Raw genomic sequence first — 26,113 nt, 5'->3', positions numbered from 1 at the left:
ATAAGCAACAGCTTGTTCGCGCAACACCGATCCGCGGGGCCTGAACACCTCTCCGCAATATGCGAACCGCCATCCGGGGAAATTGTTCCTGCAACAAGTTCCCCTTGGCATCGGGTGAATATCGAGCTTTACCCCCGCTGCGACTGGAGCGCCGGCTGATGATTCTCTTCCGCCCAGCGATTGATCTTGTCGACGAGAGCCTTCGGGCTGATCGGCTTCGAGAGATAGTCGTTCATGCCTGATTCCAGGCATTTCTCCCGATCACCTTTCAAGGCATGCGCCGTGACGCCGATGATCGGAACCGCTTTTCCTTCCGGCCCGGTATTGCGTATGGCCTTGGTCGCTTCCAGCCCGTTCAGCTCGGGCATGGAGACATCCATCAATATGAGGCGTGGGTTGAGCTTCTGGAAAGCCTCCAGTGCCTCCCGGCCATTGTTGACGATCTCGAAGCCAAAACCGCTCTCGCTCAGTATCTGCGTAAAGACGAGCTGGTTCACCTCATTGTCTTCGGCAACAAGGATATCGACGCCGTGTTGCGAAGCTTCGCCGTCAGCTTTCTCCTTCACTGACGCGCAGGTGACCGCACCCGCCTCGACTGTCTGCACTTTTGGGTGAGGCTCCGGCTGCACTTCAATCGGCGTGATGTCCGGCTCGGGCAACGAAAATTCACCGGCCACATGGCGTGCACGCTGTATTGCCGAGACGAGAGCGCGCAACAGGCTGCCGCCGCGTGCCGGCTTTATGAGCTGCGTGTCGATCGCCAGATCACTCGCCATGCTGAGCGAAGGCGACTGATCAACCGAAGTAAGCAATATGATCGGCGTATCGGCGATGCTGGCGTCCTCACGAATGCAACGGGCCACCTCGCCGCCATTCATGCCCGGCATCTGGTAGTCGAGAATGACACAGTCGACCTTCACGCCCAGTTCTGCAGCGGCTCGAAGGACAGCGACGCCTTCATCGCCACTGCTGGCCGCGCACGCATCAAATCCCCAATGCGCCATTTGCTCGGAAAGGATCGTGCGATTGGTCTCGTTGTCGTCGATGACAAGCACGCGCGATCCGGAAATGTCGCTTGGTGCGATGTTTGGCTTGGTGCAGCCTTTCGCCATGGGCAGCTTCATCGTGAACCAGAAGGTCGATCCCTCACCCTCGGTGCTGCTGACCCCGATTTCGCCATTCATCAGTGCGACCAGTCGCGAAGTGATGGCCAGGCCCAGACCGGTGCCTTCATGCCTGCGCGTCGAGGAAGCATCCACCTGACTGAATTTGTCGAAGACCAGCTCAAGCTTGTCCGAAGGTATGCCAATGCCGGTATCTTCGATGCGCGCTTCGAGGAACACCTCGCCATCTTCCGCACGACCATTGATGTCGATGAGAACATGACCGCTTTCGGTGAACTTCACCGCATTGCCGACAAGATTGGTGATGATCTGTCTGAAACGGCCGATGTCGCCGACAACAGCTTCCGGCAGTGCAGGCGCAACCCGCACGATCAGCTCCAGATCCTTTTCCTTCGCGCGCGACGAGAAGAGCGTCGCCACATCCTCGACCGCCTCGGCAAGGTTGAACGGCTGGGCATCAAGCTTGAGTTGACCTGCATCGATCTTCGAGAAGTCGAGAATGTCATTGATGATATTCAACAGCGCATTGCCGGATTTCAGTATGATCTCGGCAAAGGTTCTCTGCTTTGAGTTCAGCTCCGTCTTTACCAGAAGCTCCGCCATGCCCAGCACGCCGTTCATCGGAGTACGGATCTCATGGCTCATATTGGCCAGGAATTCGGATTTGGCCTGATCGGCGGCAACCGCCTGTTCCTGCGCTTCACGCAGTTCCTCTTCGCGCCGCTTCATCTCCGTCACATCGGTGGTGGAACCGATGAGATAGACCGAGCCGTCAGAAGCCTGAAGGATGTCCTTGCGAGCGATTTGATGGCGCAGAACCCCGTTGTGATCCAGCCGCTCTTCCTCGATTTCCTGCCGCTCGCCACTCTCCAGCACATGGCGGTCGCTTTCCGTGAAGGCGATACCGGTATCACCGAATACCTCGATATCGGTCTTGCCGATCGCTTGTTCGGCCGGAATGCCGGTCAGATCGCTCCAGCCGCGATTGACGTAGGCAAGACGCAGATCGTCCTTCTTGGCATAGATCGCGACAGGAACATTATCGACCAGATTCCGGAAGATCTCGTTCTCGCGCATCGAATCCTTGAGCTGCTCCTCGCGCTCCTTGATCTCGGTGATATCCACGCGAACGCCGACAAAGGTGCCGTCATCCGTGCGCGTGTCGAATACCTTGTACCAGCGCCCGTCGGGATGCTGTCGCTCATAGACGCGTCTTTTCTCGTGAAAGAGCCTGCAATAGCGTTCGATCCAGCTTTCGCGATCGGCATCATAGATCGCATCGATTTCCGGATCACCGCTGTTGCGGAAATAGCCGTTGGCATGCGCTGCAGATATGGCATCGCGCAGCGGCAGGCCCGGCTGCAGCGTCGGCACAAGACCCGGCAGGGCTGTGTGGATCACATCATTGGCCAGCACGAACCGATCATCGCGGTCATAGATCACCACACCTGCAGGCAGGGAGTTGATGACATAGGCAAGCTGGCGCCTTGCTTCCTCCGCATCGCGCTCGCGCTGCTTGAGATCGCTCACGTCGAAGATGGTGCAGGCCAGATAGTGTTTTCCGGAGAAGGAACTTACCCTGTTCTTGCGCACGATGCGCGTCTGACCCATGCCGGTCTCTTCGAAATCCTCTTCGAAATCCTCTTCGACACGATATTCGGTGCCCGTGGCAAGGACCTCTTGCTCACTCGGCTCGAACAGCTTTGCGTTCCTGGCGCCGACCACCTCTGCCGCTTGCCTGCCGACAATCGCTGCCGGCTCCATCCCGTGAATATGAGCGAAGGCCTTGTTCGCAAGAACGAACTTCAGATTCTCATCCTTCACGAAGATCGGGCTGGGCAGCTCGTCCAAAACAGCCTGTGCCAGTTTTGACTGCTCCAGGGCAGATGCAAGATCCGCCTCGCGCCGCTTCAGATTGGTGATCTCGTAATAGGTCAGCATGCGCCGACCGCGCGAAAGCCGCGTGATCGAAAACAGCATGGTTCGCCCATCCGGGCGCGTCACTTCGCGCGGCGCCATCTCGCCGACGCGGATCTCGTCAAGCCGCTGGTTCTTGTAGTCTTCCCAATTGGCAGCTTCGACCGGATCGTAGAGCCCCCGCTTTCGCGAATGCTCCATCAGATCGCCGGCATAGGTGCCCGAAAGCTGCTCGTCCTCGCCGTAACCCCAGAGTTCACGATAGGTGCGATTGACGATGGAAGCCGTCAGATCGGACTCCATCACGATCACGCCCATACGCAAGCTGTCGATGCTGCGCCGAAGATCCGAGAAAGCAAGCTCTGCTTCTTCCTTGGCGCGCGCCAGCTCCTCTTCGCGGCGCATTCGGTCGGTCACATCACTGCGGATGCCAACCCGGTCCCCCTGCTCGGTAAGCTGATCGCGGCGCAGCATATATCGGCCGTCAGGCAGTTTGAAGACAATGTTCTGGCCAAGTTCTTCTGCCTTGTTGCCGGCATGTTCGTGGAGAACGGAGATGTCGCCGAGCACGCCCGTGCGCTCAAGCTCTTCCACCACGGCCGACAGGCTGACGCCAGGTTGCAGTATATCCGACCGGCCCAGTCCGTTGCGGAACGCCTTGTTGCAGGCTACCAGCCTGTCCTTGTCATCCCACAGAACGAAGCCGTCATCGAGCGCGTCAATGGCTGATTGAAGTCGGCTGCGCGCGGCCTCGGCCTCATGCCTGGCCTTTTCCAACGCCGCTTCGTGCCGTTTCAGTTCGGTAATATCCGTGCAGATGCAGACGGTGCCGCCGTCCTCCATGTGCATCTCGCGGTGGAGCACATAGCGCCCGTCAGTGAACGCGAGAATGCTTTCGCGCTCGCCTGGTTTGCGGCGCTCTTCGACGAAATGCTTCTTGAAGGTTTCGCCATCGCCTTGCACGACCCACATCTGGCGTTCAAGCACCGCATCGAGCAGTGTTTCCAAACGCACACCGGGCCGGATGATATGCTCCAGACCCGGAAACATTTTCACCATCGCTTGGTTGTAAAGAACCAGCCGGTTATCCGCGTCATAGCAGGAGAAGGCTTCGCGAGTGACGTCGAGACCGGCAAGGAGCCGCTCGAAATGTCCCTCGCCGCTCAACTTGTCGCGCAGCGCCCGCTCATGGCTCTCGCGTAGTGAAATATGCTGATTGGCTTCGGCCAGCTCGCGCGCGATGCGCAAGGAATTGTCGGCGCGATGGCCCAGGCCACGATATCCGGCGAAATCTCCCGCCTCGTCGAATTGCGGGATGCCGCTGACCGCGATCCAGAGGGGATCTTTCCCAGGCCTGTGCAGCTCGAGAATGTGATTGTGAAAAGGCAGGCGTTCTTTCACGCGCCCCCAATGCGCACGGTCGGCTTCGCGATTGTTCCCGGCTCCGCGCAGCATGTCCAGCCGGGCTTTCCCGATAAGGGTCTGCGGGTCTACCTCCGTGGCGCGTTGAAATCCATCGGTCAGGCGCGTAACGCGCAGTTCACTGTCGGTTTCCCAGAACCAGTCCGCCTCCAGCGAAATGAGAGCAGACTGCACCTCAACGTCAAACGGGCAGTCCTCCCGCTCCACATCTCTGCTGCTGAATGGAATCCCGCGGTCCGGCACGTGCTCCGGACCCTGTTCATGCTCATGCGCTTCCAAGAAGCCTGCCCCGTTAGATTCTTCCCCCATGGGGCCACAATCGCAATCAAGGCTTAACGATCTACTAAGGATAACGAATTCCCAACCGTAACCCGATGCGGTCGCAGGACAGCATTTGGTGTGGCCAGGATAGTCAGCTGAATTTCAAGGAAAAAACTGGTACTCCCAAGGGGAATCGAACCCCTGTTTCCGCCGTGAGAGGGCGGCGTCCTGACCGCTAGACGATGGGAGCAGCAGACGGACGCGATATAGGGCTGATTTCCATGGATTGCAACAGAAGAAAAAGACTGGCGTCCAACTTTATTCAGCGCGGCTCGATCAGATCCCACTTGTTCCCGTAGAGGTCCTCAAATACCACCACAATTCCGTAGGGCTCGTGGCGCGGCTCCTCCAGAAAAACCACGCCCTTACCGCGCATTGCAGCAAAGTCGCGCTCGAAATTGTCGGTGTGGAGAAAGAAACCGACGCGTCCGCCGGTCTGATTGCCGACAGCCTGCTCCTGCTTCGCATCCGATGCCAGGGCGAGAAGAAGGTCGGCTCCCTGCTCCGGACCGACAACCAGCCAGCGCTTTCCGCCGCCAATATCCGTGTCGGCCTTGAGATGGAAACCGAGCTTGTAACAATACCAGTGCAATGCTTCCTGACAGTCGTCGACCACCAGCGTCACCAGCGCGAGTATTTGCGTCCTGCTGCTCACTGATCTTCGCTGAGCGCAATGCGTGCGACCACGCCCTGTTGTTCCAGGTCGTAGATGATGATCTCGCGTGAGCCACCCCGGCTCTCGACGATGATGGACACTCTCGGTCCGTTAATGGCGTGAGAAAGGACGGTGCTGCCGGCTGGCAGCGGCAAGCTGCCTTCGCTCGGTGATGCGATGCTGGCGGAAGGCTCCCCGCCTTCCATCGTTAGCGACTTGTAGACAAAGGCGAGCACGACAGCCATAACCGCGGCAAAGAGAATGCCCAGATTGATGGCCATGAAGCGAATGAGCTTGCGTCTCACCCGCTCCACCGCCGGGTCCAGCGGTTCTTCTTCCTCACGATCCTCGATCGGGTCCTGGGCGGTCATGGTTTTACTCACGGAAAGAATGAATGAGCGGTCCTGATAACGAAGCAGACCACGAAATGAAAGCTTTGCTTGTAGCTCCTGAAGAGGCGGGGCAGCGCCTCGACCAGTGGCTTGCTACCAAGCTGGCGCCGGAATTGTCGAGAAGTCGTCTGCAAACGCTCATCAAGCAAGGCGCCGTGTCCAGCTCGGGCACGACCGTCAAGGAGCCCAAACGCAAGGTCGGCGCTGACGAAGTCTATGAGCTGAAGCTGCCCGAACCAGAAGCCCCGGAACCATTGCCGGAGGATATTCCGCTGGCCATCCTCCATGAGGATGAGGCGCTTATAGTAATCGACAAGCCCGCCGGCCTCGTCGTGCATCCGGGACCCGGCAACTGGACGGGAACGCTTGTCAACGCGTTGATCCACCATTGCGGTGATACGCTGTCGGGGATCGGTGGTGTCCGCCGACCGGGCATAGTCCACCGGCTCGACCGGGAGACGAGCGGCGTCATGGTTGTCGCCAAAACCGATACTGCCCATCGCGCTCTTGCCGACGCCTTTGCGGATCACGGGCGGCAGGGCGACCTGGAACGCGCCTATGTGGCCCTTGTGTGGGGCAAGCTGCCACGCAAGGTCGGAACGGTGGAAACACATCTCGGGCGCTCATCCAGTGACCGCACGCTGCGCTCGGTGGTATCGCAGCACCAGCCTGACGCGCGCGAAGCAATCACCCACTACCGCGTGCTGGACACTTTCGGCCTCGACAGTTCCGGTGAGGCCCTGGCTTCGCTGGTGGAGTGCAGGCTGGAGACGGGGCGCACCCATCAGATACGTGTCCACATGGCCCATCTCGGCCATCCGCTGATCGGGGACCCCGCCTATGGCCGTGCATTCAAGACCAAGGCGAACCGGCTTGAAGAACCTCTGGCTTCGGCAGTCAACGCGTTTTCCCGCCAGGCACTTCACGCTCAACTGCTGGCCTTCCGCCACCCGATCTCGGGCGAGGTGATGCGCTTCGAGGCACCATTGCCCGAAGACATGGCGGAACTTATGAGACAATTTGCCAGTTTGTGAAGCAAGACCGAGGCGAGCATAGTATCATCGTCAACGTGGCGGTAACGCATTGTTGAGCGTTCCGGTATGCTTTTGGACTTCGGAATTTGTTCCTATATGTGCTAGGGGAGTGGTGCGTTTAAGCGGCCACAGCAATGGCTCGCCTCTAGTGAGGGAGCTGCTATCGATCAGGAGGGTGCTCCATGGCCCAGACTTTACCAAGCATTGTTTCGGGCGAAGGCGGCCTGACACGTTATCTCGAAGAGATACGTCGCTTTCCCATGCTTCAGCCCGAAGAAGAATACATGCTCGCCAAGCGATACCATGAGCATGGCGACACGAATGCGGCCCACCGGCTCGTTACCAGCCATCTGCGTCTCGTTGCGAAGATAGCAATGGGCTATCGCGGCTATGGCTTGCCAATCGGTGAGGTGATCTCCGAAGGCAACGTCGGCCTGATGCAGGCGGTAAAGAAGTTCGAGCCCGAACGTGGTTTCCGTCTTGCGACCTACGCCATGTGGTGGATCAAGGCTTCGATACAGGAATACATCCTGCGCTCCTGGAGCCTTGTGAAGATGGGGACGACCGCCAACCAGAAGCGCCTGTTCTTCAACCTGCGCAAGGTGAAGGGCAAGATCCAGGCGCTCGACGAGGGCGATCTGAAGCCCGACCAGATCAAGGAAATTGCCACCCGGCTCAATGTCAGCGAGGAAGAGGTGATCTCGATGAACCGCCGCCTTTCCGGCGATGCATCATTGAACGCCCCCATACGCGCGACGGAAGGTGAATCGGGTGAATGGCAGGATTGGCTCGTTGACGACCATGAAAGTCAGGAAGACATGCTCGCCGAGCAGGATGAGCTGGAATCACGCAGGCGCATGCTGGAAAACGCGATGGATGTCCTGAATGAACGCGAAAAGCGCATCTTTCTGGCCCGTCGCCTTTCCGAAGATCCGCTGACGCTGGAAGAACTTTCCGGAGAGTTCGACATCAGCCGCGAGCGCGTGCGCCAGATCGAGGTGCGGGCGTTCGAAAAGGTTCAGGAAGCCGTTCAGGCTTCCGCACGCGAGCAGGCACGGGCCGCTCTGCCTGGTGCCGCAGAAGCAGCCGCGATGTAGCCAGTGCGCATCATCGGATATTGAAAAGGCCCGGACGCAAGCGCCGGGCCTTTTTTATCTGGAGGTCGTCCGGGAGTCGAGCCCGTCAGCCGCCCTCGGCTGCACGCTCCCATCCGGAAATCACGTCGTTGAAGACCTTCGAACCCGGCGCACCTTTCTCCATGGTGAAAAGTGCACGGCGACCGGATTTATAGGCTATCGGGATATCCAGCCAGTCCTGACGGCGCATCACGGTGAGGTTCATCTCCTGATCCGCCTGGCTGTCACTTAACGCCACGAGGAAGAAGCCATCAGCGATCTTGGCGGGAATACCCAGCAGCGGGTTGCCCGTATCCTGCTCGGATCGCTTCATCGCGATGCGCTGAACACTCTCGACACCGCCGCCGCCAAAACCGTCCGGCGTCAGGAAGATCAGCTCGACTATGTGACTGGCAGGCAGTGAATCATCCGCATTGCGCCGGATTGTCATTTTCAGTTGGATTTGCTTTTCCGGAATGGTGGCATCTGCACGAATGGCCGGCTCAGGCGGAAGGTCGGCACCAGGCGACTCCTGCACAATCGACCAGACCACATTGCCGCTCGACGCCGATCCTTGCGCAGAGGAAGTGCTCTCCTCGTAGAAGATCGCGCGCTGGCCGACAGGCAGAGCCTCCGTCGCGGTGGTGTCGGCGTCGTCCGCAGCATCACCTTCAGCCGTTTCGCCGTCGTCGGCAGAACCTGGCGTTGCTTGCGCTACGGAAGTTCCCTCACCCAGTCCCGGTTCGCCACCTGCGGGCCCCTCGTCAACCTCCTCTCCATTGGGAAGAAGGCGCTGGGTGAATTTGGAGGCATCCGGTTCGCCGGCAGCCTCACTCTCGCCTGAAGTTTCCAGCTCGGCTGGAGCAGCAGCCTGCTCCGTTGCCTCGGCAGGCTCGGCTTCTTCATCTGGCGCCGCGCCACCGCCATTGTCCGGCTGCGCTGGATCGATACGAGCGACCAGTGCATCGAAATCATCGAAACCGGCAAGTTGTGAAACATCATCCCGGAACTGCCACAGGCCGAAACCGATAGCGCCAAGAACGGCGAGGAAAATCAGAATGAGACCGAAGCCGCCTACACCCCTGCGACGCGGTTGGTCTTCATAGACCTCATGCGCGGTCTCGCCCGAAGCGCCACCATCGCCCGAACCATCAGGACCACCAACCAGCCCTTCATTCGGTGCGGTTGCTTCGTGCTCGTCGCTTGCGCCCTGTGAAGATCGGTCGATATCCGGAATGACGGCGATCGGCTCTTGATCGCCCTGCGGATATGCTGGCGCTTCATAAGGGTCAGCAACCGCTGGCTCCGGAGGTTCGGCCGTCGCGTCGTCCGCGGCGTTGGCTTCATAGGCTTCCGATTGTGCGGCTTCATCGCGTTCTGCTGCCGCTGGCGAAACGGCTTGAACCGTGGTGCCTGGCTTGTTCAGCTCCGCAAGCACATCATCGAGGTGATCATGCTGAGGCTCTGGCGGTGCTGGTGGAGCCGCGAATTCCGCCTCCACCTTGGCAATGGCGTCTTCCAGAAGTGCCTTTTGCCGCTCGACAACCGCTGCAGGTGGCGGCGGTGAGACAGCGGCAAGCTTGGCATCAATGGTAGCACGAGCCTTCAGATAGACCTTCTCGCGCATTTCCGGCGTGTTTTCCTTCAACCCGCCAATTGTCTTCCGCAAGACTGCAGTAAAATCTGCCATGCTTAAATATTCCGCTCCTGCCTGCGCACCCCGTCGGTGTCTTGACTACCGACGGAGTGGCTCAAGCCCCACCAAACGCATGTTCGCACATCCGAAATCGGGCGCTAGACTAGTCTTGAAACGGATCGGTCACAAGTATCGCGTCCTCGCGTTCGGGGCTGGTGGAAAGTATTGCCACCGGTGCGCCGATCAGTTCTTCGATATGACGGACATATTTGACGGCCTGTGCCGGCAGATCGTTCCAGCTGCGCGCACCCTTGGTCGTGTCCTTCCAGCCTTCAAGCGTTTCGTAGATCGGCTCAAGGCGCGCCTGCGCACCCTGGCTTGCGGGCAGGTAGTCGATCACCTCGCCATCCAGCTTGTAGCCGGTGCAAACCTTGATTTCATCGAGGCCGTCCAGAACATCAAGCTTGGTCAGGGCGATGCCGTGCATGCCATTGGCGATGACTGCCTGACGCACCAGAACCGCGTCGAACCAGCCGCAACGGCGCTTGCGGCCCGTCACCGTGCCGAATTCGTGGCCCTGCGTGCCAAGGAAATTGCCGATCTCGTTGTCCTGCTCAGTAGGGAACGGACCTTCGCCCACGCGGGTTGTGTACGCCTTCGTGATGCCGAGCACATAGCCCACGCCACCTGGACCGATGCCGGTACCGGTCGCGGCCTGGCCCGCAACGGTGTTGGATGAGGTAACGAAGGGATAGGTGCCATGATCGATGTCCAGCATCGTGCCCTGCGCGCCTTCGAACAGGATGCGCTGGCCGGCACGGCGTGCATCGTCGAGAATTTTGGAAACGCGATCCACGAATGGCAGGATCTTGCCGGCGACCGAGCTCAGCTCTTCCATGATCGTCTCATGGGTGACTTCCGGATGACCAAGGCCGCGGCGAAGCGCATTGTGATGGGTGAGCAGACGGTCAACCTTGCGCGGGAGCGTCTCGAGATTTGCAAGGTCCAGCGCACGAATGGCACGGCGACCTACCTTGTCTTCGTAAGCCGGGCCGATGCCCCGACGCGTCGTTCCGATCTTCGTACCGCTGTTGGAGGCCGCATCCTCGCGGAAGCCGTCGAGCTCGCGATGCAGCGACAGGATCAGCGAGGTGTTTTCCGCGATCTTCAGATTGGCAGGCGTGATGTCTACGCCCTGCTCTTTCAGCTTTGCGATTTCGGCCACGAATGCATGCGGATCGAAGACCACGCCATTGCCGATGACCGACAGCTTGCCCTTGCGCACGACACCGGATGGCAGCAGTGACAGCTTGTAGCTCACACCATCGATAACCAGGGTGTGACCGGCATTGTGCCCACCCTGGAAGCGCGCGACCACATCGGCGCGTTCGCTCAGCCAATCGACGATCTTGCCCTTACCTTCGTCGCCCCACTGGGAACCGACGACCACTACATTCGCCATGCTTGCGTCCTCTTCGATGCCCGTCCCGCGGGCGCTATGTCTCAAAGCCCCCGCTCTATATCCTCTGAGTGCGTCACTTGCGACCCTTCTTTGCAGGAGATGAGGATTCTCACGCAAATTTCGCGAACTAACCTGTTTGGTTACTCGCCATTGTGGTGTACCTCACGCTGCCGAAACCAGACGGAGCGATTATTGCCATGGCGAATGCTGCCTATCCCCTCCTGCTGCTGACAACCCTCTTCTGGGGCGGCAATGCCGTGGCCGGCAAGCTGGCCGTCGGGCACATCTCGCCTTTTGCTCTGACATCGCTGCGCTGGATCCTCGCGGTGCTCATCCTGCTGCCCTTCGCCTGGCCGCGCGTGAAACAGGACCTGCCCCTGATCCGCAAACACGCCGTAACGCTTTTCCTTCTCGGCACGGTCGGCTTCACCTTTTTCAACGCCTCGCTTTACATGGCGCTGATACACACGGCAGCAATCAATGCGGCAATCGAGCAGGCTGCCATCCCCATGCTGGTGATCGTGCTCAACTTCCTCATCTTCCGCACCCGCGTCACCTGGCTTCAGATCACCGGCTTCCTGCTGTCGCTTCTGGGCGTGTCGCTGACCGCGAGCCACGGCAATCTCGCGCGCCTGGCGCAGCTTGATGTGAATGTGGGTGACTTCATCATGCTGATTGGCGTGCTCGTCTATGCGCTCTACACCGTGTTCCTGCGTTACAAACCGGCGATCCACTGGCAAAGCACGATCACCGTTCTTGCCGCTGCGGCTTTCATCTCGTCGCTTCCCTTCCTCATCTGGGAGATCGCAAGCGGGCGCTTCATTGCCCCCGATGCCAAGGGCTGGGGCATCGGCGTCTATACCGTTCTCTTCCCGTCGATCATCTCGCAGGTGTTCTACATCCGCGGCAATGAGCTGATCGGACCGAACAGAGCCGGGCTCTTCATCAATCTCGTGCCGATCTTCGGCACCTTATTGTCGGTCGTGATCCTTGGAGAAAGCTTCCAGCTCTATCATGCAGCTGCACTGGCGCTCGTCTTCATGGGCATCGGACTGGCGGAGTACTCGGGGCGGAAGGCCTCCCAGAGGACACCCAGCGTGCGCGCATCCCTCGACGGCAAATGAAAAAAGCCCCGGCATTGCTGCCGGGGCCTGGAACATGACGTTTGAGATCGATCAGGCGCCGATATCGAAACGCAGCGGCTTGGCCGAAATGACCTGTTCCTGCGCCACGAGTTCTTTGAGAACCTCCGACGGGAACGGCGCATCCAGATAGAGAAGCGCGATCGCGTCGCCACCCGGCTTGTTGCGGCCAAGCTGGAAGTTGGCGATGTTCACGCCATGCTTGCCGCAGACCGAACCGAGCATGCCGATGAAGCCCGGCGTGTCGTGGTTGGTCGTGTAGAGCATGTGTTCGCCCACCTCTGCATCCAGGTTGATACCCTTGATCTGGATGAAGCGCGGCTTGCCGTCGGAGAATACCGTACCGGCTATGGTACGTGTCTTGTTCGGCGTCTTGACCGTCAGTTTGATATAGCCGTCAAACACGCCGGACTTGTCGCGCTTGACCTCCGAGAGGATAACGCCGCGCTCCTTCGCCATGATCGGCGCGGAAACCATGTTCACATCCGACACCTGCGGGCGGATAAGGCCGGCCAGTGTCGCCGAGATCAGTGCCTTCGTGTTCATCTCCGAAGTCGCGCCGTCGAACAGCACCTCGACCTCGTCGATGGCTTCGTCGGTGACCTGCCCGACAAATGCGCCAAGCACTTCGGCCAGCTTGATGAACGGCTTCAGGCGCGGCGCTTCCTCAGCCGAGATCGACGGCATGTTGATCGCGTTGGTGACGGCACCCTTGACCAGATAATCCGACATCTGCTCGGCCACCTGGATCGCAACATTCTCCTGCGCTTCCGAGGTGGATGCGCCAAGATGGGGCGTGCAGACGACGTTGGGCATGTTGAAGAGCGGGTTCTCGGTCGCAGGCTCCTGCTCGAAAACATCGATACCGGCACCGGCCACCTTGCCGGACTTCAGCGCCTCGACAAGATCCGCTTCCACGACGAGGCCGCCGCGCGCGCAATTGATGATGCGCACGCCATCCTTCATCTTCGAGATCGCTTCTGCATCGATGATGCCGCGCGTCTTGTCGGTGAGCGGCGTGTGCAGCGTGATGAAATCGGCCTTGGCGAAAAGCTCGTCGAGTTCAACCTTCTCCACGCCCAGTTCTGACGCCCGCTCTTCCGAAAGAAACGGATCGAACGCTGCGACATGCATCTTCAGGCCGATGGCGCGCATTGCGACAACGGAACCGATATTGCCGCAGCCGATGAGGCCCAGCGTCTTGCCGGTGATCTCGACGCCCATGAAGCGGTTCTTTTCCCACTTGCCGGCATGGGTGGAAGCGTTCGCTTCCGGGATCTGGCGCGCGGTCGCAAACAGCATTGCGATTGCATGTTCCGCAGTCGTGATCGAATTGCCGAATGGCGTGTTCATCACGATGATACCGCGGCGCGAAGCAGCCGGAATGTCGACATTGTCGACACCGATGCCGGCGCGACCGATGACCTTCAGATTGGTCGCGGAATTGATAAGCTTCTCCGTCGCCTTGGTGGCAGAGCGGATGGCCAGACCGTCATACTGGTCGATGATGGAGAGCAGCTTTTCCTTGTCCTTGCCGAGATCGGGCTGGTAGTCGACCTCGACGCCGCGCTGCTTGAAGATTTCGACGGCGGTTGGCGACAGCTTGTCGGATACGAGTACGCGTGGCATGGCGTCAGTCCTTCGCTATGACAAATTGGATATCTGAACGAGCGCCGGGAGCAGAAAGAAATGCCCCTCCCCTGCCCCGTGTCTTGTGTCAGGGGCAGGATTTGAGATCAGCGCTGCATGAATTCTCTGATGCTCATGGCCCTCAGGCCTTGAGCGCGGCCTTTTGCGTCTGGAACGCCCAGTCGAGCCAGGGCATCAGCGCTTCCAGATCGGAAGTCTCGACCGTGGCACCGGCCCAGATGCGAAGCCCGGAAGGTGCGTCGCGATAGGCGCCGATGTCATAGGCGACATCCTGCTTGTCCAGAAGGGAGACCATGCCCTTGGCGAAGGCGGCCTTCTCGTCAGCGGGAAGGGCCTCGATCTCGGGGGCGACGATGGTCAGGCAGACGGAAGTGTTGGAACGCGTGGCGGGATCTTCCGCCAGATGCGCAATCCAGGCATGGCTCTCGACGAAACGGTCGATGACGGCGAAATTGGCATCCGCCCGCTTGATGAGCCCGTCGAGCCCACCTTCGCGCTGCGCCCATTCAAGCGCATCGATATAGTCCTCGACGCACAGCATGGAGGGCGTGTTGATGGTCTCGCCCTTGAAGATGCCTTCGATCAGCTTGCCGCCCTTGGTGAGACGGAAGATCTTCGGCAGCGGCCATGCCGGCGAATAGCTTTCCAGCCGCTCAACCGCGCGCGGGCTGAGGATGAGCACGCCATGTGCGGCCTCGCCGCCAAGCACTTTCTGCCAGGAGAAGGTGACAACATCGAGCTTGTCGAATGCCAGGCGCTGCGCGAAAGCCGCGGAGGTGGCATCGCAGATGGTCAGGCCTTGGCGGTCCGCGGGAATGAAATCACCATCCGGAACCCGGACACCGGAGGTGGTGCCGTTCCAGGTGAAGACGACGTCGCGGGAGAAATCGATCGTGGAGAGGTCCGGAAGCTTGCCGTAATCGGCCTCGATGCGGCGGACATCATCAAGCTTGAGCTGCTTCACCACATCGGTCACCCAACCGGAGCCGAAGCTTTCCCAGGCGACCATGTCGACACCGCGTTCGCCCAGAAGCGACCAGAGCGCCATCTCGACGGCACCGGTGTCGGAAGCGGGAACAATGCCGATGCGGTAGTCATCGGGGACCTGCAGCACTTCGCGCGTCAGCTGAATGGCGCGAGCCAGCTTTTCCTTGCCAACCTTGGCGCGGTGCGAACGACCGAGCGGGGCATCGGAAAGCGCATCGAGCGACCAACCGGGACGCTTCGCGCAGGGACCAGAAGAAAAACGGGGGTTTTCCGGACGCTTGTCCGGCATGGGGAGTGTGCTCATGATATTCTATCCTCTCAGATAGCACGCCCCTCGGTGGGGAGGGGTGGCCCACGGACGGCAATACCCGAAGCCCTCGAAAACCGCAAGCCCCATAAGCGATTGCCATGCGGGTTCATGCACGATCGTGCCGAACGAAGATGGAACGCGCGAGAGGAAGTGGCACAAATCTGACACAGGCAGTTCGCTTTCTGTTCGCGCTATTGATGGCTCAGAAAAGAAAACCGCCGTCCCGGCTGGTCCCCGGAACGGCGGCGATACGATAGAAAAGCACTGCCGCGCTTTCGAGGACAGTATCTACCACGAGGGTGCTAGTGCCGCAATGCGCGCTGCACGCTGGTACGCGGAAAATCGCGAAGTTTGTGCGCGTCCAATCGTGCCGACGCTCAGGGCAATGTTTGGCCTGTCGGCAGTTGAAGCCGTCCAGGCGATCCATGAAGCGAACGGGGTGCAGCGATGAGTGCGCCCCTCGAAGTCAGTGCCGCGTTGCTCAATTCGCGACTGGTCAAGGCCAGCGTCTCAGACCCCGAGTTGGTCGAAGCCTATATGTCAGGCGCGATCCGTACGAAGGGGCCGAGCCGCCCGCCTAATCCCCTCAATCGCCATTCCCGCCGCCTGACAGCGCGGTTCAATCGGAAATGGCAGCGCTCACCGGATCGCGCCGCGTCTGTCAAACGCCGCCGCATGTTGGGCGGATCAAGCAGCCTGCCCGATACGATCCGGCATCACTACACCGAAGGTGAGCGCGCCGCCCTGGCCGTCGTCGCCGGTGAGGTAAAGCACCACGGCGTTTGCGACCTGCCGCTTGATCGGATTGCGGCCGTCGCTGGCGTGAGCCGTACGACCGTTCAGAACGCACTACGCGAGGCGAGAGCGCGCGGCCATGTGATTGTCGAGCCCCGACCGCGCAAAGGGCAGAAGAACCTCACCAATCTGGTGCATGTCAGCTCGAAGGAGTGGCTCGCTTGGCTCAAACGGGGCCCCTCCTTGGCGCGATCGATAGGGTTCAAAACGTTCCACCCCACGAAGAACCAAGATCAAAAAACAATCGCTGGCACGTGTCAGGGAGCAGAGAACGGACACGATCATGCCAGTGGAGACGGTGCAAAGGGGCTCAGGAATAGGGAGCGACGGCGAAGCCGCGCCCAACCTGCGATGGCAAAGGAGGTGCACCGTGGCTGATTGGCCCTACAACACACGAATTTGGAAGCGGCTCAGGCTGGCGAAGCTGGCGAGCGATCCGGGGTGCTACGCATGCGAGCTGCGCGGACGCTTTGTGCCTGCCGTAGCTGTCGATCATGTAAAGGCGATTAAAGCTGGCGGCGAGCCGTTTCCGCCACTGGATGGGCTGATGAGCCTTTGCGAGCGCTGCCACAATGAAAAGACGAACGCGGTTGATCGGCCCGACCGTGCATCAACTGGCCGACGCTTCAAAGGCTTCGACGTGAACGGTAATCCCATTGATCCCGGTGATGCTTGGCATGGTGGGGGTGCCTGAAATCACGGGAGACCGGGGGGCCGAGGACCGACGGGGGAGTTGGGAAAATACTTAGTTTCAGATACTTAAACGCATGAAGGGCAAGAGCGGATGGCACTTAGAGGCGTAGGCGCGAAGCCGCTTTCGGAGCGGGGTCAGATCGAGGTTCGCGAGGTCGCGCCGTGGAATGAACCCGGCCTGACGCGCGATCAACGCGTGATCGAGTTCTGCGAAGACCTGCCGATCACGGCTGGCAAGCTCGCCGGCACCAAGATGAAGCTGCGGCCGTGGCAATGCGACTTCATCCGCGCCGTCTACGCCGATGATGCCGAAGGCAACCGACCCGTGCGCACGGCAGTACTCAGCATGGGGCGCAAAAACGGCAAGACGCAGCTCGCAGCGGCGCTGGCTCTCTGCCATCTGCTGGGGCCGGAAGCTGAGCCGCGTGGTGAAGTCTATTCGTGCGCCCTGACCCGTGACCAGGCGGCGAAGCTGTTCGCGGAGATGGTCGCGATCCTGAAGGGCCATCCGGAGCTTGACGATCGGTGCAATGTGGTGCGCTTCACGAAGCAGATCGAAGTTCTCAGTGGCGATGGTGAGGGCTCGATCTATGCCGCCCTGTCAGCCGATGCCGGGAGCAAGCTTGGCCTATCGCCGTCCTTCGTTGTCTATGACGAGCTTGGCAGCGCACCGAACCGTGCCCTGTTCGACGCCATGGACACCGCTTCGGGTGCGCGGGACAACCCGCTGATGATGGTGATTTCCACGCAGGCAGCAGCGGACCATGCGGTTATGTCGGAACTGATCGACTACGGGCTGAAGGTGCAGGCCGGAGAACTGGACGATCCGTCCTTCCACCTGACACTGTTCGCCGCGCCGTCCGACGCCGATCCGTGGGAGCCGACAACCTGGGAGCTGGCGAACCCTGCGATCGGAGATTTCCGCTCGTTCGATGACGTGAAGCGGCAGGCCGCTCAGGCGCGGCTTGTGCCATCGAAGGAAGCGGCCTTCCGCAACTTGATCCTCAACCAACGTGTTTCGGCAGTATCGCGCTTCATCCACAAAGCTGAATGGGATGCCTGTGCCGGCACGGTCGACCTTCCTTCGCTCGACGGGCGCGAGTGCTATGCGGGCCTCGATCTGGGAGCGACGCGTGACCTTACGGCCTTTGTGATGGTGTTTCCTGATGATCAAGGCCACTTCGACGTGGCGGCGCGGTTCTTCATGCCGGAAGCCAACATCGCGGATCGCTCGAATGAGGATCGCGTTCCGTACGACGTATGGGCAAAGCAGGGGCTTATTACGCTCATCCCGGGTGCCACGATCGATCCGGGCTTTGTCGCGGACGTGCTGGCGAATGCGGCTGCGCGCTACAATATGCAGGCTCTCGCCTATGATCGTTGGCGCATTGAGGATCTGAAACGCGAGTTGGGACTGATCGGGGCGAATCTGCCTCTGACGCCGTTCGGCCAGGGCTTCAAAGATTTCTCACCCGCCGTTGACATGCTGGAACGATGCGTTGCCGAGAAGCTCTTGCGGCATGGCGGGAACCCGGTGCTAAATATGTGCGCCGCGAACGCGGTCGTTACACGCGATCCCGCAGGTGGTCGCAAACTTGATAAATCGAAAGCCGCAGGCCGGATTGATGGGCTCGTTGCGTTGGCGATGGCGCTTAGCATCTCGAAGCGACATGAGCCCGAGGCGCTTCCGGCATGCTTGGCTGAGTTGATCGATTAGGCGTCGTCTTCTTTCAGCTTGTTTAGTTCCTTCTGCGCCAATGTGTGAAGTTCCCAGCTAGAAAAGATACCTGCACCAAGGAAGCTAAGGGCAAATACGATACGCTCGAAGTCCATAGTCTGCATGGCTAAGAACATTGGCCCCAGCCCCCCGAGTCCCATGAAAATTAGCGAAATGCCGTTAAGATAATTCGCCCTAAGCTTGATCTTTTCTTTCTCACTGTCTTTCATTTGCGGAGTCTCACACCGGGGCCACTTCCGTTCTCAGGGATAAACTCTACGCCGGCAGCCTCAAGGGCTGCTTGCACAGCAGTCATGGCGTGACCTGGAGCCGTAGCTTCGGTTTCGATACGAGTGACAGTGTTCCGATGAACACCTGATCTCTGCGCTAAATCTCGAACGGTCCAATTCAGCAAACCGCGCGCGGCTCTGATTTGTGCACTTGTCACCATGAAGTTTTTCCTTATAGTGCATTTGTCACCGTCATAGTGCGATTAGCACAATTAATGGAGCGTTACCATGCTGAACAACCTCGTTCGCACGGCCGGCGAAGCTATGCCTGCTGGTGAGAACCTATCCCGCCGCTCAGTACTAGCAGGTGCGGCGAGCACTGCCATTCTGGCAGTGCCGAGGATGGCGGCCGCCACGCCGCTCACACAAAACGAAATCGCTCTTCACGTTCACGATCTTGCTGCGGAAATGTCGATGCTACTTGCCAAGCTCGACGGAGGCAATTGGCAAACCCTCGTGTCAGCTGCCCGCTACGACATACCAATTTACACGGTGCAGCCGCGCCATGTGCCGCCGCGGGTACGTATCGAACAGGCCCTGGCCGTCGCGCGGTCTGCGCTCAACGACCTTCAACCTGGCCACTGGCGAAGCACAATCGAAGTGGAAATGGGCTTCGTGTGGCTCACCAATGACGAATGTTACGACGCAAGTACATTGCGTAAGAACCTTTCATTTGCATGAAACACAAATGAAGTTGACTTCCGCCATTTATCGGCATATCGTTCCGATAAATGGCCGAGGTTTCAATATGGCACTTTTGAGCGAACTGGTAGCGACGTGCGAAGCACAGCGGCTCGACACGCGCGGGACGTTGAGCATCTTCGCGCGCCGTCTGCGCGAGGCGGGCCGCATCTCTCAGGCCGGCCGTGGCCGTGGCGCGGCGCACATGACATTTCTCGACGCGGCCCGCTTCCTGATCGCATGCGCCGCCACCGATCATCCAGAGCGCGCGGCGGACGCGGAGTTTGTATTCAGCAATCTGGTGCACTCCGGCGAAAGAGGCATGGACGCCGATTTCCCTTTGACCAAGGAGGAAGCTCCGACGCTCGACCTGGCACTTGCAAAAACATTAGAATGGTTGGGCACGGGCAAGATCGACGCCGTTGCGTCGGCGCGCTGGAAGGAGAAATTCCCCGAGGGGCCGCATTTCCCTTCTGCGTTTGTCTGGCTAATCCTTCCGCGTAGTGGGGCGGCAGCGCAGCTAAGGGTGCTCGACGGTCGGCACAGCTTTCATCACCCGTCGCTTGCCGCCGTAATGGATAGCGTCAGCGGCGGTGAGCCTGCGGCCCGGAATGTTGCCGAAGAGGCGTTCGAGCGCGAGACGCGGCGTTTCCGCACCGGGAAGAACCTCACCGCCGAGTTCGACAGCAAATTACTGCGCGCCGTTGCCAATCTCATTGCCGGCACCGAGGGCGACAAATGAGCGACCGAAAGGAATGGACTGGAGTTGCGCCAACGGACATGGTCGAAATCGCCAATCGCTACGAGGCGGCTTGTCTCACAGCGATGCAGCGCGCTCGCCAGCTTGAAACCGACGACGCAAAATTCGCGGCGCATTTCATCAAGCTACGCGAAGGCATATGGGCCGGTGTCGCACAAGAGCTTCGCGATCTTGGCTGTCCAGAGCAAAAGTTGGCTAGCGAAGTTGCCAATGTCGTGAATTTCGCTGTCAGAAAGCGCGCTTTCGAAGGGTTGCCGGCGAAAGGGCACGCATGACTTGCCACAGCCCTCTTCTCCCCGTCCTCGATTCGCTGCGCATCATTCGCACCGTGCTTTCGCGTCGTGAGACGCCGTTTCCCTGTGCCGGGTCTACCCGGCCCGATGGACCCTTAACCCGCCGTGAGGCGGCTAATCCCCAAGATGGAGACTGACATGCCGAGACTGCAGGACTTGAAGGAACAGCGCGCCGCGAAAATCGCGGAAATGCGCACGATCAACGAGAAAGCGTCGAACGACAACCGCGACCTTGACGACGGTGAGCGCAAGCAGTTCGACGCGCTCGACAAGGAAGTGCGGGCGCTTGGCGACCAGGTCGACCGCGCCGAAAAGCTTGCTGCCTATGAACGCCTCGAGGCGCAGGGCGAGCCTGTCGACGGCGGCGAAATGCGGCGCGAGCTGCGCAGTTATTCGCTGGCGGCTGCAATCAACGGCGCGCTTTCCGGCCGGCTGACCGGGCGCGAGGCGGAAGTGCACCAGGAACTTACGAAGGGTCGCGAGGCGCGAAGCGGCAGCGGCATTCACGTGGCCGTCCCGTCCGAAATCATCCTGGGCGAAGCCCGATCGCAGACGGTCGGCACGCCTGCGGATGGCGGATACACTGTCGCCACGCAGCTTGCGGCCGTGGCGGATCGTTTCCGGCCGGCTCTCCGCGTCGAGAGCATGGGCGCGACCGTGATGCGCGGCCTTTCCAGCTTCCTTGATCTGCCAAACCTCGCCGCCAGCGGCTCCACGGCTTGGGTAGCCGAGGACGGTAACGCCACCCGCTCGACCGCAACATTCTCAAAGGTGTCCATGGCGCCGAAAACCGTGACCGGAGAATATCGGCTTTCGCGCCGGCTCATCCTCCAGTCGAACACGGCTATAGAGGATCTTCTGCGCCGTGATCTTGGTTTCCTCTTGGCTCAAGCGTTAGACCGTGCCGCCATCAACGGCAGCGGAACGGGACCGGAGCCGCTTGGCATCCTTAACACGCCTGGTGTCGAAAAGGTCACAACCGAAGCCGACTTCTCCGACACGACAGCGAACCTTATCGCTGCGCTTGAGCTCGACGACGTGACCGGCACGGCTGCGTTCCTGACCAATCCCAACGTCATGCAGATCGGGCGTAAGACGAAGGACGCAGATGGCCACGTGATCCCGGCTTCCGAGCTGTTCCATGGCGGACGCGTCGAGGTCAGCACTCAGGTTCCCGCCGACATAGGCGGTGCGTCCGATAAGTCGGCGCTGATCTATGGCCAGTGGGGGCAACTCTACCTTGGGTACTGGAGCGCAGTGGACATTCTCATCAACCCATACCACCCGGACGTGGCCAGCAATGGCGGCGCGCTTCTGCATGCGTTCCTCGACGCCGACGTGGCCGTGCGCCACACCGAAGCGTTTGCCTTCGCGGAGGTTTGAGCCATGGTTACGCTTGCCGCCGCGAAAGCTCACTGCCGCGTCGACTTCGATGACGATGATAGCGTCATCGAAGAAATGATCGCGGCGGCAAGCAACCACCTCGAAAGCATCGGCGTGGACACGACCACCGCACCGGTTCCGCCAGCCGTCGATCACGCCATTCTGATGCTCGTGGCGCATTTTTATGAGCACCGCGAAGCCGTCGGGGACGCCGAAAACGCCGCAATCCAGATCGGCGTTAACCGTCTCATTCAGCCCTACCGGAGCGTTCACCTATGAAAACCGAGCGCCGCGCCCTCGCGATGGAAATTCGCGCCAACGGCCGCAAGCTTGAAGGCTATGCTGCGACCTTCAACAATCCGGCCGATATCGGCGGCATATTCATGGAGACGATCGCGCCTGGCGCTTTCGCGGCCTCGCTCCGCGCGCGGCGCGACATTCTCGCCCTGGTCGATCACGATCCCGGCCGCGTGCTCGCCCGTACGCGCTCCGGCACACTCAGGCTGGCCGAGGACACGAAGGGCTTGGCCTTCTCGCTCGACGTTCCGGACACGAGCGCAGGCCGCGACGTGCTCGCGCTGGCCGAGCGTGGCGACGTGGGCGGCATGTCCTTCGGCTTCACGGCAGTTGATGAGCACCGCGACGGCGATCGCCGCGAGCTGCGCGGCGTGGACCTGCATGAAATCTCCATCGTGCTGGCATGGCCGGCCTATGACGGCACAATCGTTCAAGCCCGCTCGCTCCAGTCGGCCGCGCCACATCGCGCCTATGCCGAGCGTGCGCTGAAACTTCTGGAGCTGTCCCGATGAGCTGGATTGACCGCATCCTTGGCCGCGAGACGCGCGCCACCGAAACCCGCATCCAGTCGGATGACCCCTTCATCGCCGAATGGTTCGGCCTTAATGGCGGCATCGGTTCCTATGTCGATCCGCGCCGCGCCAGCGGCCTTGCGACGGCCGGGGCTTGCATCTCGATCATATCGCAGGCGCTTGCGGCGGTTCCGCTCAACCTTTACCGCCGCACCGACAACGGCGGACGCGAGCGGGCGACTGACCATCCGCTTTACGGCGTCCTGCACAACATGCCGAACGCCAACATGACGGCTTTTGAGGCGCGCGAGGCGCTTCTAACGAGCCTTTTGATCGCCGGAAACGCTTATGCGGCACTCGAATGGAACGGTCGCGGCCAGGTGGTGGCGCTCAACCCGCTCGACCCCGGCAGCGTGGCTGTAGAGCAGTTAGAAAACGGCCGGCTGCGCTATCGCGTGACGGGTCGGAAGGGAACGCGCATCTACTTGCAGGAGGAGATGCTGCATCTCCGCTATCGGCTTGCCCGCGACGGCGTGATGGGCCTTTCGCCTATCCAACTCGCCCGCGAGACCTTCAACCTAGCGCTCACGCAACAGGATACGGCGGCGGGGCTGGCGGCGAAGGGTAACCGGCCATCCGGCGCGCTCGTATTTCCGAACATGTTGGGGCAAACAGGTAAGGATAGCGCTCTCGACAAGCTCAAAGCCAAGATTGAGGCGAACACCGTCACCTCCAACGTGCTCGTACTTGACGGCGGCGCGGAGTGGAAATCCTTCTCTATGACGGCGAAGGACGCCGAGTTCCTGGAAAGCCGAAAGCTCACTAATCTCGATATTTGCCGCATCTGGGGCGTTCCGCCAACCGTCGCCGGGATCCTCGACCATGGCACCTATTCCAACGTCGAGGCGGAAAGCCGTGCTCTTGTTGTGCGCTGTCTCGCACCGATGGCGCGGCGCGTCGAGCAGGCGATGAACGTCGCGCTACTGCCTGAGCAAAGCCGAAAGACGCTGTTCGTAGAGCACGACCTCGCCGGCCTCCTGCGCGGCGACATGAAGGCACGCTACGAGAGCTATCGTATCGGCCGCGAATGGGGTTGGCTCAGCCCGAACGAAATCCGCGGCTGGGAGAACCTGCCAGAGATCGACGGCGGCGGCGAATACCTTTCGCCCCTCAACATGGTGCCGCTCAGTGAGCGCGGCACCTCTGCAAACGGCGAGAGCGCGGAATGATTGCAAACGGCGATGCACGCAGACGCAACCGCTTCCGCGAAATCAGCGTGCTGTCGGGAGGCTGAGGCGATGACAAAGCTACTGCCGGATTACACGACGCCGGAAGACTTGGCGGCGCATCTTGGTGTTTCGGAACGATCACTGCGGCAGTTGGCCCGCGCACTTGGCGCCTGCCGTGAGTTCGGCAAGCGAATGATTTTAACAGAAACCGACGTGCGCACATTGATGGAGGCGACCCGACCATGTCCCTCAAGCTCTACCGCCGACGCGGCGGCAAAATCTGGCACTACCGGGGTACGATCGCCGGAAGGCGGATACGCGGCTCTACAGAAACTGAGGACAAGACAAGAGCGCAACGGATCGCGGCCGAACGCGAACAGCGCGAATGGACGCGTCATCTCGATGGACCGGGCGCAACGCTGACCTTCGCAGATGCGGCAATCGCATACCGGGAAGCGGGCAAGCCGACGCGGTTTCTTGAGCGCGTCGAAGACTATTGGCGCGATACCCTAGTGAGAGACGTAACTGACCAGGCCGTACGTTCGGCGGCGATCAAACTCTACCCGGTCGGAAGTGCAGCCACGCGCAACAGGCAAGCCGTTGTGCCGACGCAGGCTGTCATCAACTACGCTGCAGAAAACGGCTGGTGCGCATATCTTAAGGTGAAGCGTTTTAAGGTGGACGCAAAGATTAAGCAGCCGGCGACACTGGAATGGGCAGAAGCTTTCGCGGCCCATGCGTCCCCGCACCTTGGTGCGTTGTGCCTGTTCATGTTCGGAACCGGCGCGCGCATTAGCGAAGCTGTCGCTGTAACATGGGGTGACGTCGATCTGTCGGCCCGGACGGTCACGATCCGTCAGACGAAGGTCGGAAACGAGCGGATCGCTCACCTGCAGCCACGTCTAGTGGCTGCTCTGTCCAACATTCCGTCGAACCGTAGGCCTGACGAGCGTGTGTTCCGATACATGCACAGGGAGAACGTGCGCAAGGTATGGGACAAAACGATCACGCGAGCCGGTATAAAGCGGCTCTCGCCCCATTCATGTCGGCACGGCTTCGCGACGACGATGCTTCATGCAGGTATCGACGTGAAGACCGTTGCCAAGATGGGTGGATGGAGAGACGTGACTACGCTGGTGAAAACCTACGCACATGCAATGGGAGATCGGACAGTCACAGATGTGGTTTTTGGCACAAATCTGACACAAGAACAAACCGATAAAGTGGCAAGCAGTTGAAAAACAAGGAGAAAAAAATGTCGAACTCTTACCCTCGGTGGGGAGGGGTGGCCCACGGACGGGAATAGGGCCAAGCGTTCCCCGCGTCAAGCCTTTTGACGACGCATCGTCTGCCAGAACGAAAAACGGGCGCCGAAAGCGCCCGTCCTCGAAATTTGCGCTGGGAGCGGACTACCAGAGGTCGAAACGCAGGCCGACCCGAAGCTCGTGCTTGGAAAAGCCCTTGTCTTCGCCCTGAACACCGGATGCACCGGCAGCAGCACTGCCAGCATCCCAATTGAACATGTTGCCACCATCGACATGCATGTAGCGATAGCCGAGGTCCAGCTTGGTGCGCTTGGTCATGTCATAGGAAACACCTGCCATGAGCGCATATGTGAAGCGCCAGTCGCGCTCGCCTTCATGAGGCGTGGAAAAATTCACGAAGCCGGTACAGCTCCCCGCTCCGTCCACGCAATAGGTCGTGTTGTTGAGTTCGTCCCAGCTCACATAGGTGTAGCCGATACCGGCACCAAGATAGGGCGTGATGCCGACAACGGTACCAAGGTCGACATAGGCATTGGCGAGCACCGAATAGGCTTCGAATTCTGCTCCGTCCTCCGAGCGGCAGCTTGTGTCAACCGGCCCACCAGGACAGGGAGCTGCAGATACCGTGGAGCCGAAGAAATCGGTTTCCATCCGCTCGACCGTCAGATCGCCACGCAGCATGTCATTGAAATGATAGCCGAAGCCTGCACCGAAGCTGAAGTCGTCGCCAAACTCGCCGGAAGCGAATTCATTGTCGTAGTAGTTGGTGCCATCAAAGCTACGATAGGTGGGGTTGCCACCCGACCGCGTCTTCACGGCATATCCGATATCACCACGCAGATACCAGCCGGAGCCGATCTCCACGGGCTTGTATTGCGGCACCTCATCGATGACGAGAGGCGGATCATAGTCCGCAGCAAGGGCTTGAGGGGCGCTTGCTGCGCCGAGAAGAACCACCGGCAAGGTGGCTTTGAAAAGCTGGCGCATCTGGTTTTACTCCGCAAATTGCGACGGAGCCGTGTTGCCCCCCG

24 protein-coding genes and 1 tRNA gene are annotated in these 26,113 nt (G+C 60.1%); 14 read left to right on the top strand and 11 right to left on the bottom strand.

Features of this window, described 5'->3' with window-relative positions:
• Nucleotides 1-128 precede the first annotated feature (128 nt).
• The 4 genes from EL18_RS15250 to EL18_RS15235 form a co-directional block, all read right to left on the bottom strand.
• Nucleotides 129-4,742, bottom strand: coding sequence for a PAS-domain containing protein (locus tag EL18_RS15250; RefSeq protein WP_161782008.1), 4,614 nt, complete (start codon nucleotides 4,740-4,742; stop codon nucleotides 129-131).
• Between the two features lie 157 nt (nucleotides 4,743-4,899).
• Nucleotides 4,900-4,974: transfer RNA gene (locus EL18_RS15245), tRNA-Glu, on the bottom strand.
• 72 nt (nucleotides 4,975-5,046) lie between these two features.
• Nucleotides 5,047-5,439 carry a VOC family protein gene (locus EL18_RS15240; protein ID WP_036486090.1) on the bottom strand — a complete coding sequence of 131 codons (393 nt, stop codon included), beginning with the start codon at nucleotides 5,437-5,439 and terminating at the stop codon, nucleotides 5,047-5,049.
• Nucleotides 5,436-5,810: a hypothetical protein gene (locus EL18_RS15235; RefSeq protein ID WP_036486088.1), complete on the bottom strand. Its 375-nt coding sequence runs from the start codon at nucleotides 5,808-5,810 to the stop codon at nucleotides 5,436-5,438. The genes EL18_RS15240 and EL18_RS15235 overlap by 4 nt, the downstream gene beginning before the upstream one ends.
• A gap of 23 nt (nucleotides 5,811-5,833) precedes the next feature.
• On the opposite strand from EL18_RS15235, the gene EL18_RS15230 reads away from it, so the two are divergent.
• The gene (locus EL18_RS15230) at nucleotides 5,834-6,865 is read left to right on the top strand and encodes an RluA family pseudouridine synthase (RefSeq protein ID WP_036486086.1); all 1,032 of its coding nucleotides are present in this window, start codon (nucleotides 5,834-5,836) and stop codon (nucleotides 6,863-6,865) included.
• Between the two features lie 182 nt (nucleotides 6,866-7,047).
• The gene (gene rpoH, locus EL18_RS15225) at nucleotides 7,048-7,962 is read left to right on the top strand and encodes an RNA polymerase sigma factor RpoH (RefSeq protein WP_036486084.1); all 915 of its coding nucleotides are present in this window, start codon (nucleotides 7,048-7,050) and stop codon (nucleotides 7,960-7,962) included.
• Nucleotides 7,963-8,047: 85 nt separating this feature from the next.
• Here the strand turns inward: rpoH and EL18_RS15220 are convergent, their stop codons facing one another.
• A complete protein-coding gene (locus tag EL18_RS15220; protein WP_036486070.1) occupies nucleotides 8,048-9,670 on the bottom strand; it encodes a hypothetical protein in 1,623 nt (540 codons plus the stop codon).
• 109 nt (nucleotides 9,671-9,779) lie between these two features.
• Nucleotides 9,780-11,078, bottom strand: a complete 1,299-nt coding sequence (locus EL18_RS15215) for an adenylosuccinate synthase (RefSeq protein ID WP_036486490.1) — start codon at nucleotides 11,076-11,078, stop codon at nucleotides 9,780-9,782.
• Nucleotides 11,079-11,275: 197 nt separating this feature from the next.
• On the opposite strand from EL18_RS15215, the gene EL18_RS15210 reads away from it, so the two are divergent.
• Nucleotides 11,276-12,202, top strand: a complete 927-nt coding sequence (locus EL18_RS15210; protein ID WP_036486066.1) for a DMT family transporter — start codon at nucleotides 11,276-11,278, stop codon at nucleotides 12,200-12,202.
• Nucleotides 12,203-12,253: 51 nt separating this feature from the next.
• Here EL18_RS15210 and serA read toward each other — a convergent pair whose 3' ends face one another.
• Nucleotides 12,254-13,849 carry a phosphoglycerate dehydrogenase gene (gene serA, locus EL18_RS15205; RefSeq protein WP_036486065.1) on the bottom strand — a complete coding sequence of 532 codons (1,596 nt, stop codon included), beginning with the start codon at nucleotides 13,847-13,849 and terminating at the stop codon, nucleotides 12,254-12,256.
• 142 nt (nucleotides 13,850-13,991) lie between these two features.
• Nucleotides 13,992-15,161, bottom strand: a complete 1,170-nt coding sequence (locus tag EL18_RS15200) for a phosphoserine transaminase (protein ID WP_036486064.1) — start codon at nucleotides 15,159-15,161, stop codon at nucleotides 13,992-13,994.
• Nucleotides 15,162-15,614: 453 nt separating this feature from the next.
• Between EL18_RS15200 and EL18_RS17400 the strand changes: the two genes are divergently transcribed.
• The 3 genes from EL18_RS17400 (at nucleotide 15,615) to EL18_RS15185 (ending at nucleotide 18,372) form a co-directional block, all read left to right on the top strand.
• On the top strand, nucleotides 15,615-16,340 hold the full coding sequence (locus tag EL18_RS17400; protein ID WP_051914343.1) for a helix-turn-helix domain-containing protein: 726 nt from the start codon (nucleotides 15,615-15,617) through the stop codon (nucleotides 16,338-16,340).
• Nucleotides 16,333-16,656, top strand: coding sequence for an HNH endonuclease (locus tag EL18_RS17395; RefSeq protein ID WP_051914341.1), 324 nt, complete (start codon nucleotides 16,333-16,335; stop codon nucleotides 16,654-16,656). The genes EL18_RS17400 and EL18_RS17395 overlap by 8 nt, the downstream gene beginning before the upstream one ends.
• A 90-nt stretch (nucleotides 16,657-16,746) precedes the next feature.
• On the top strand, nucleotides 16,747-18,372 hold the full coding sequence (locus EL18_RS15185) for a terminase large subunit (protein WP_051914339.1): 1,626 nt from the start codon (nucleotides 16,747-16,749) through the stop codon (nucleotides 18,370-18,372).
• Here EL18_RS15185 and EL18_RS15180 read toward each other — a convergent pair.
• On the bottom strand, nucleotides 18,369-18,602 hold the full coding sequence (locus EL18_RS15180; protein WP_036486061.1) for a hypothetical protein: 234 nt from the start codon (nucleotides 18,600-18,602) through the stop codon (nucleotides 18,369-18,371). The genes EL18_RS15185 and EL18_RS15180 overlap by 4 nt on opposite strands.
• Complete coding sequence (locus EL18_RS17665) at nucleotides 18,599-18,823, bottom strand: helix-turn-helix domain-containing protein (RefSeq protein ID WP_036486058.1); 225 nt, start codon at nucleotides 18,821-18,823, stop codon at nucleotides 18,599-18,601. The genes EL18_RS15180 and EL18_RS17665 overlap by 4 nt, the downstream gene beginning before the upstream one ends.
• Before the next feature lie 67 nt (nucleotides 18,824-18,890).
• Here EL18_RS17665 and EL18_RS15170 point away from each other — a divergent pair, with 67 nt between their 5' ends.
• From EL18_RS15170 to EL18_RS15135, 8 genes are all read left to right on the top strand, one after another.
• Nucleotides 18,891-19,343: a hypothetical protein gene (locus tag EL18_RS15170; protein WP_036486056.1), complete on the top strand. Its 453-nt coding sequence runs from the start codon at nucleotides 18,891-18,893 to the stop codon at nucleotides 19,341-19,343.
• Nucleotides 19,344-19,350: 7 nt separating this feature from the next.
• On the top strand, nucleotides 19,351-20,085 hold the full coding sequence (locus tag EL18_RS15165) for a hypothetical protein (RefSeq protein WP_036486054.1): 735 nt from the start codon (nucleotides 19,351-19,353) through the stop codon (nucleotides 20,083-20,085).
• A complete protein-coding gene (locus tag EL18_RS15160; protein ID WP_036486052.1) occupies nucleotides 20,082-20,378 on the top strand; it encodes a hypothetical protein in 297 nt (98 codons plus the stop codon). Before EL18_RS15165 ends, EL18_RS15160 begins: the two co-directional genes overlap by 4 nt.
• Before the next feature lie 156 nt (nucleotides 20,379-20,534).
• Complete coding sequence (locus tag EL18_RS15155; RefSeq protein ID WP_161782007.1) at nucleotides 20,535-21,779, top strand: phage major capsid protein; 1,245 nt, start codon at nucleotides 20,535-20,537, stop codon at nucleotides 21,777-21,779.
• Between the two features lie 3 nt (nucleotides 21,780-21,782).
• The gene (locus tag EL18_RS15150) at nucleotides 21,783-22,058 is read left to right on the top strand and encodes a head-tail connector protein (RefSeq protein WP_036486048.1); all 276 of its coding nucleotides are present in this window, start codon (nucleotides 21,783-21,785) and stop codon (nucleotides 22,056-22,058) included.
• Complete coding sequence (locus EL18_RS15145; protein WP_036486046.1) at nucleotides 22,055-22,588, top strand: HK97 family phage prohead protease; 534 nt, start codon at nucleotides 22,055-22,057, stop codon at nucleotides 22,586-22,588. The genes EL18_RS15150 and EL18_RS15145 overlap by 4 nt, the downstream gene beginning before the upstream one ends.
• Nucleotides 22,585-23,817 (top strand): phage portal protein, encoded by a 1,233-nt coding sequence (locus EL18_RS15140; protein WP_051914337.1) that lies wholly within the window; start codon nucleotides 22,585-22,587, stop codon nucleotides 23,815-23,817. Before EL18_RS15145 ends, EL18_RS15140 begins: the two co-directional genes overlap by 4 nt.
• A 242-nt stretch (nucleotides 23,818-24,059) precedes the next feature.
• Nucleotides 24,060-25,055, top strand: a complete 996-nt coding sequence (locus EL18_RS15135) for a tyrosine-type recombinase/integrase (protein ID WP_036486044.1) — start codon at nucleotides 24,060-24,062, stop codon at nucleotides 25,053-25,055.
• A gap of 171 nt (nucleotides 25,056-25,226) precedes the next feature.
• On the opposite strand, the gene EL18_RS15130 is transcribed toward EL18_RS15135, so the two are convergent.
• Nucleotides 25,227-26,069, bottom strand: coding sequence for an outer membrane protein (locus tag EL18_RS15130; RefSeq protein WP_051914334.1), 843 nt, complete (start codon nucleotides 26,067-26,069; stop codon nucleotides 25,227-25,229).
• Between the last annotated feature and the right edge of the window lie 44 nt (nucleotides 26,070-26,113).

Source organism: Nitratireductor basaltis (assembly GCF_000733725.1).
Taxonomy (GTDB): Bacteria; Pseudomonadota; Alphaproteobacteria; order Rhizobiales; family Rhizobiaceae; genus Chelativorans; species Chelativorans basaltis.
This window is presented reverse-complemented; position numbering and strand designations above follow the sequence as displayed.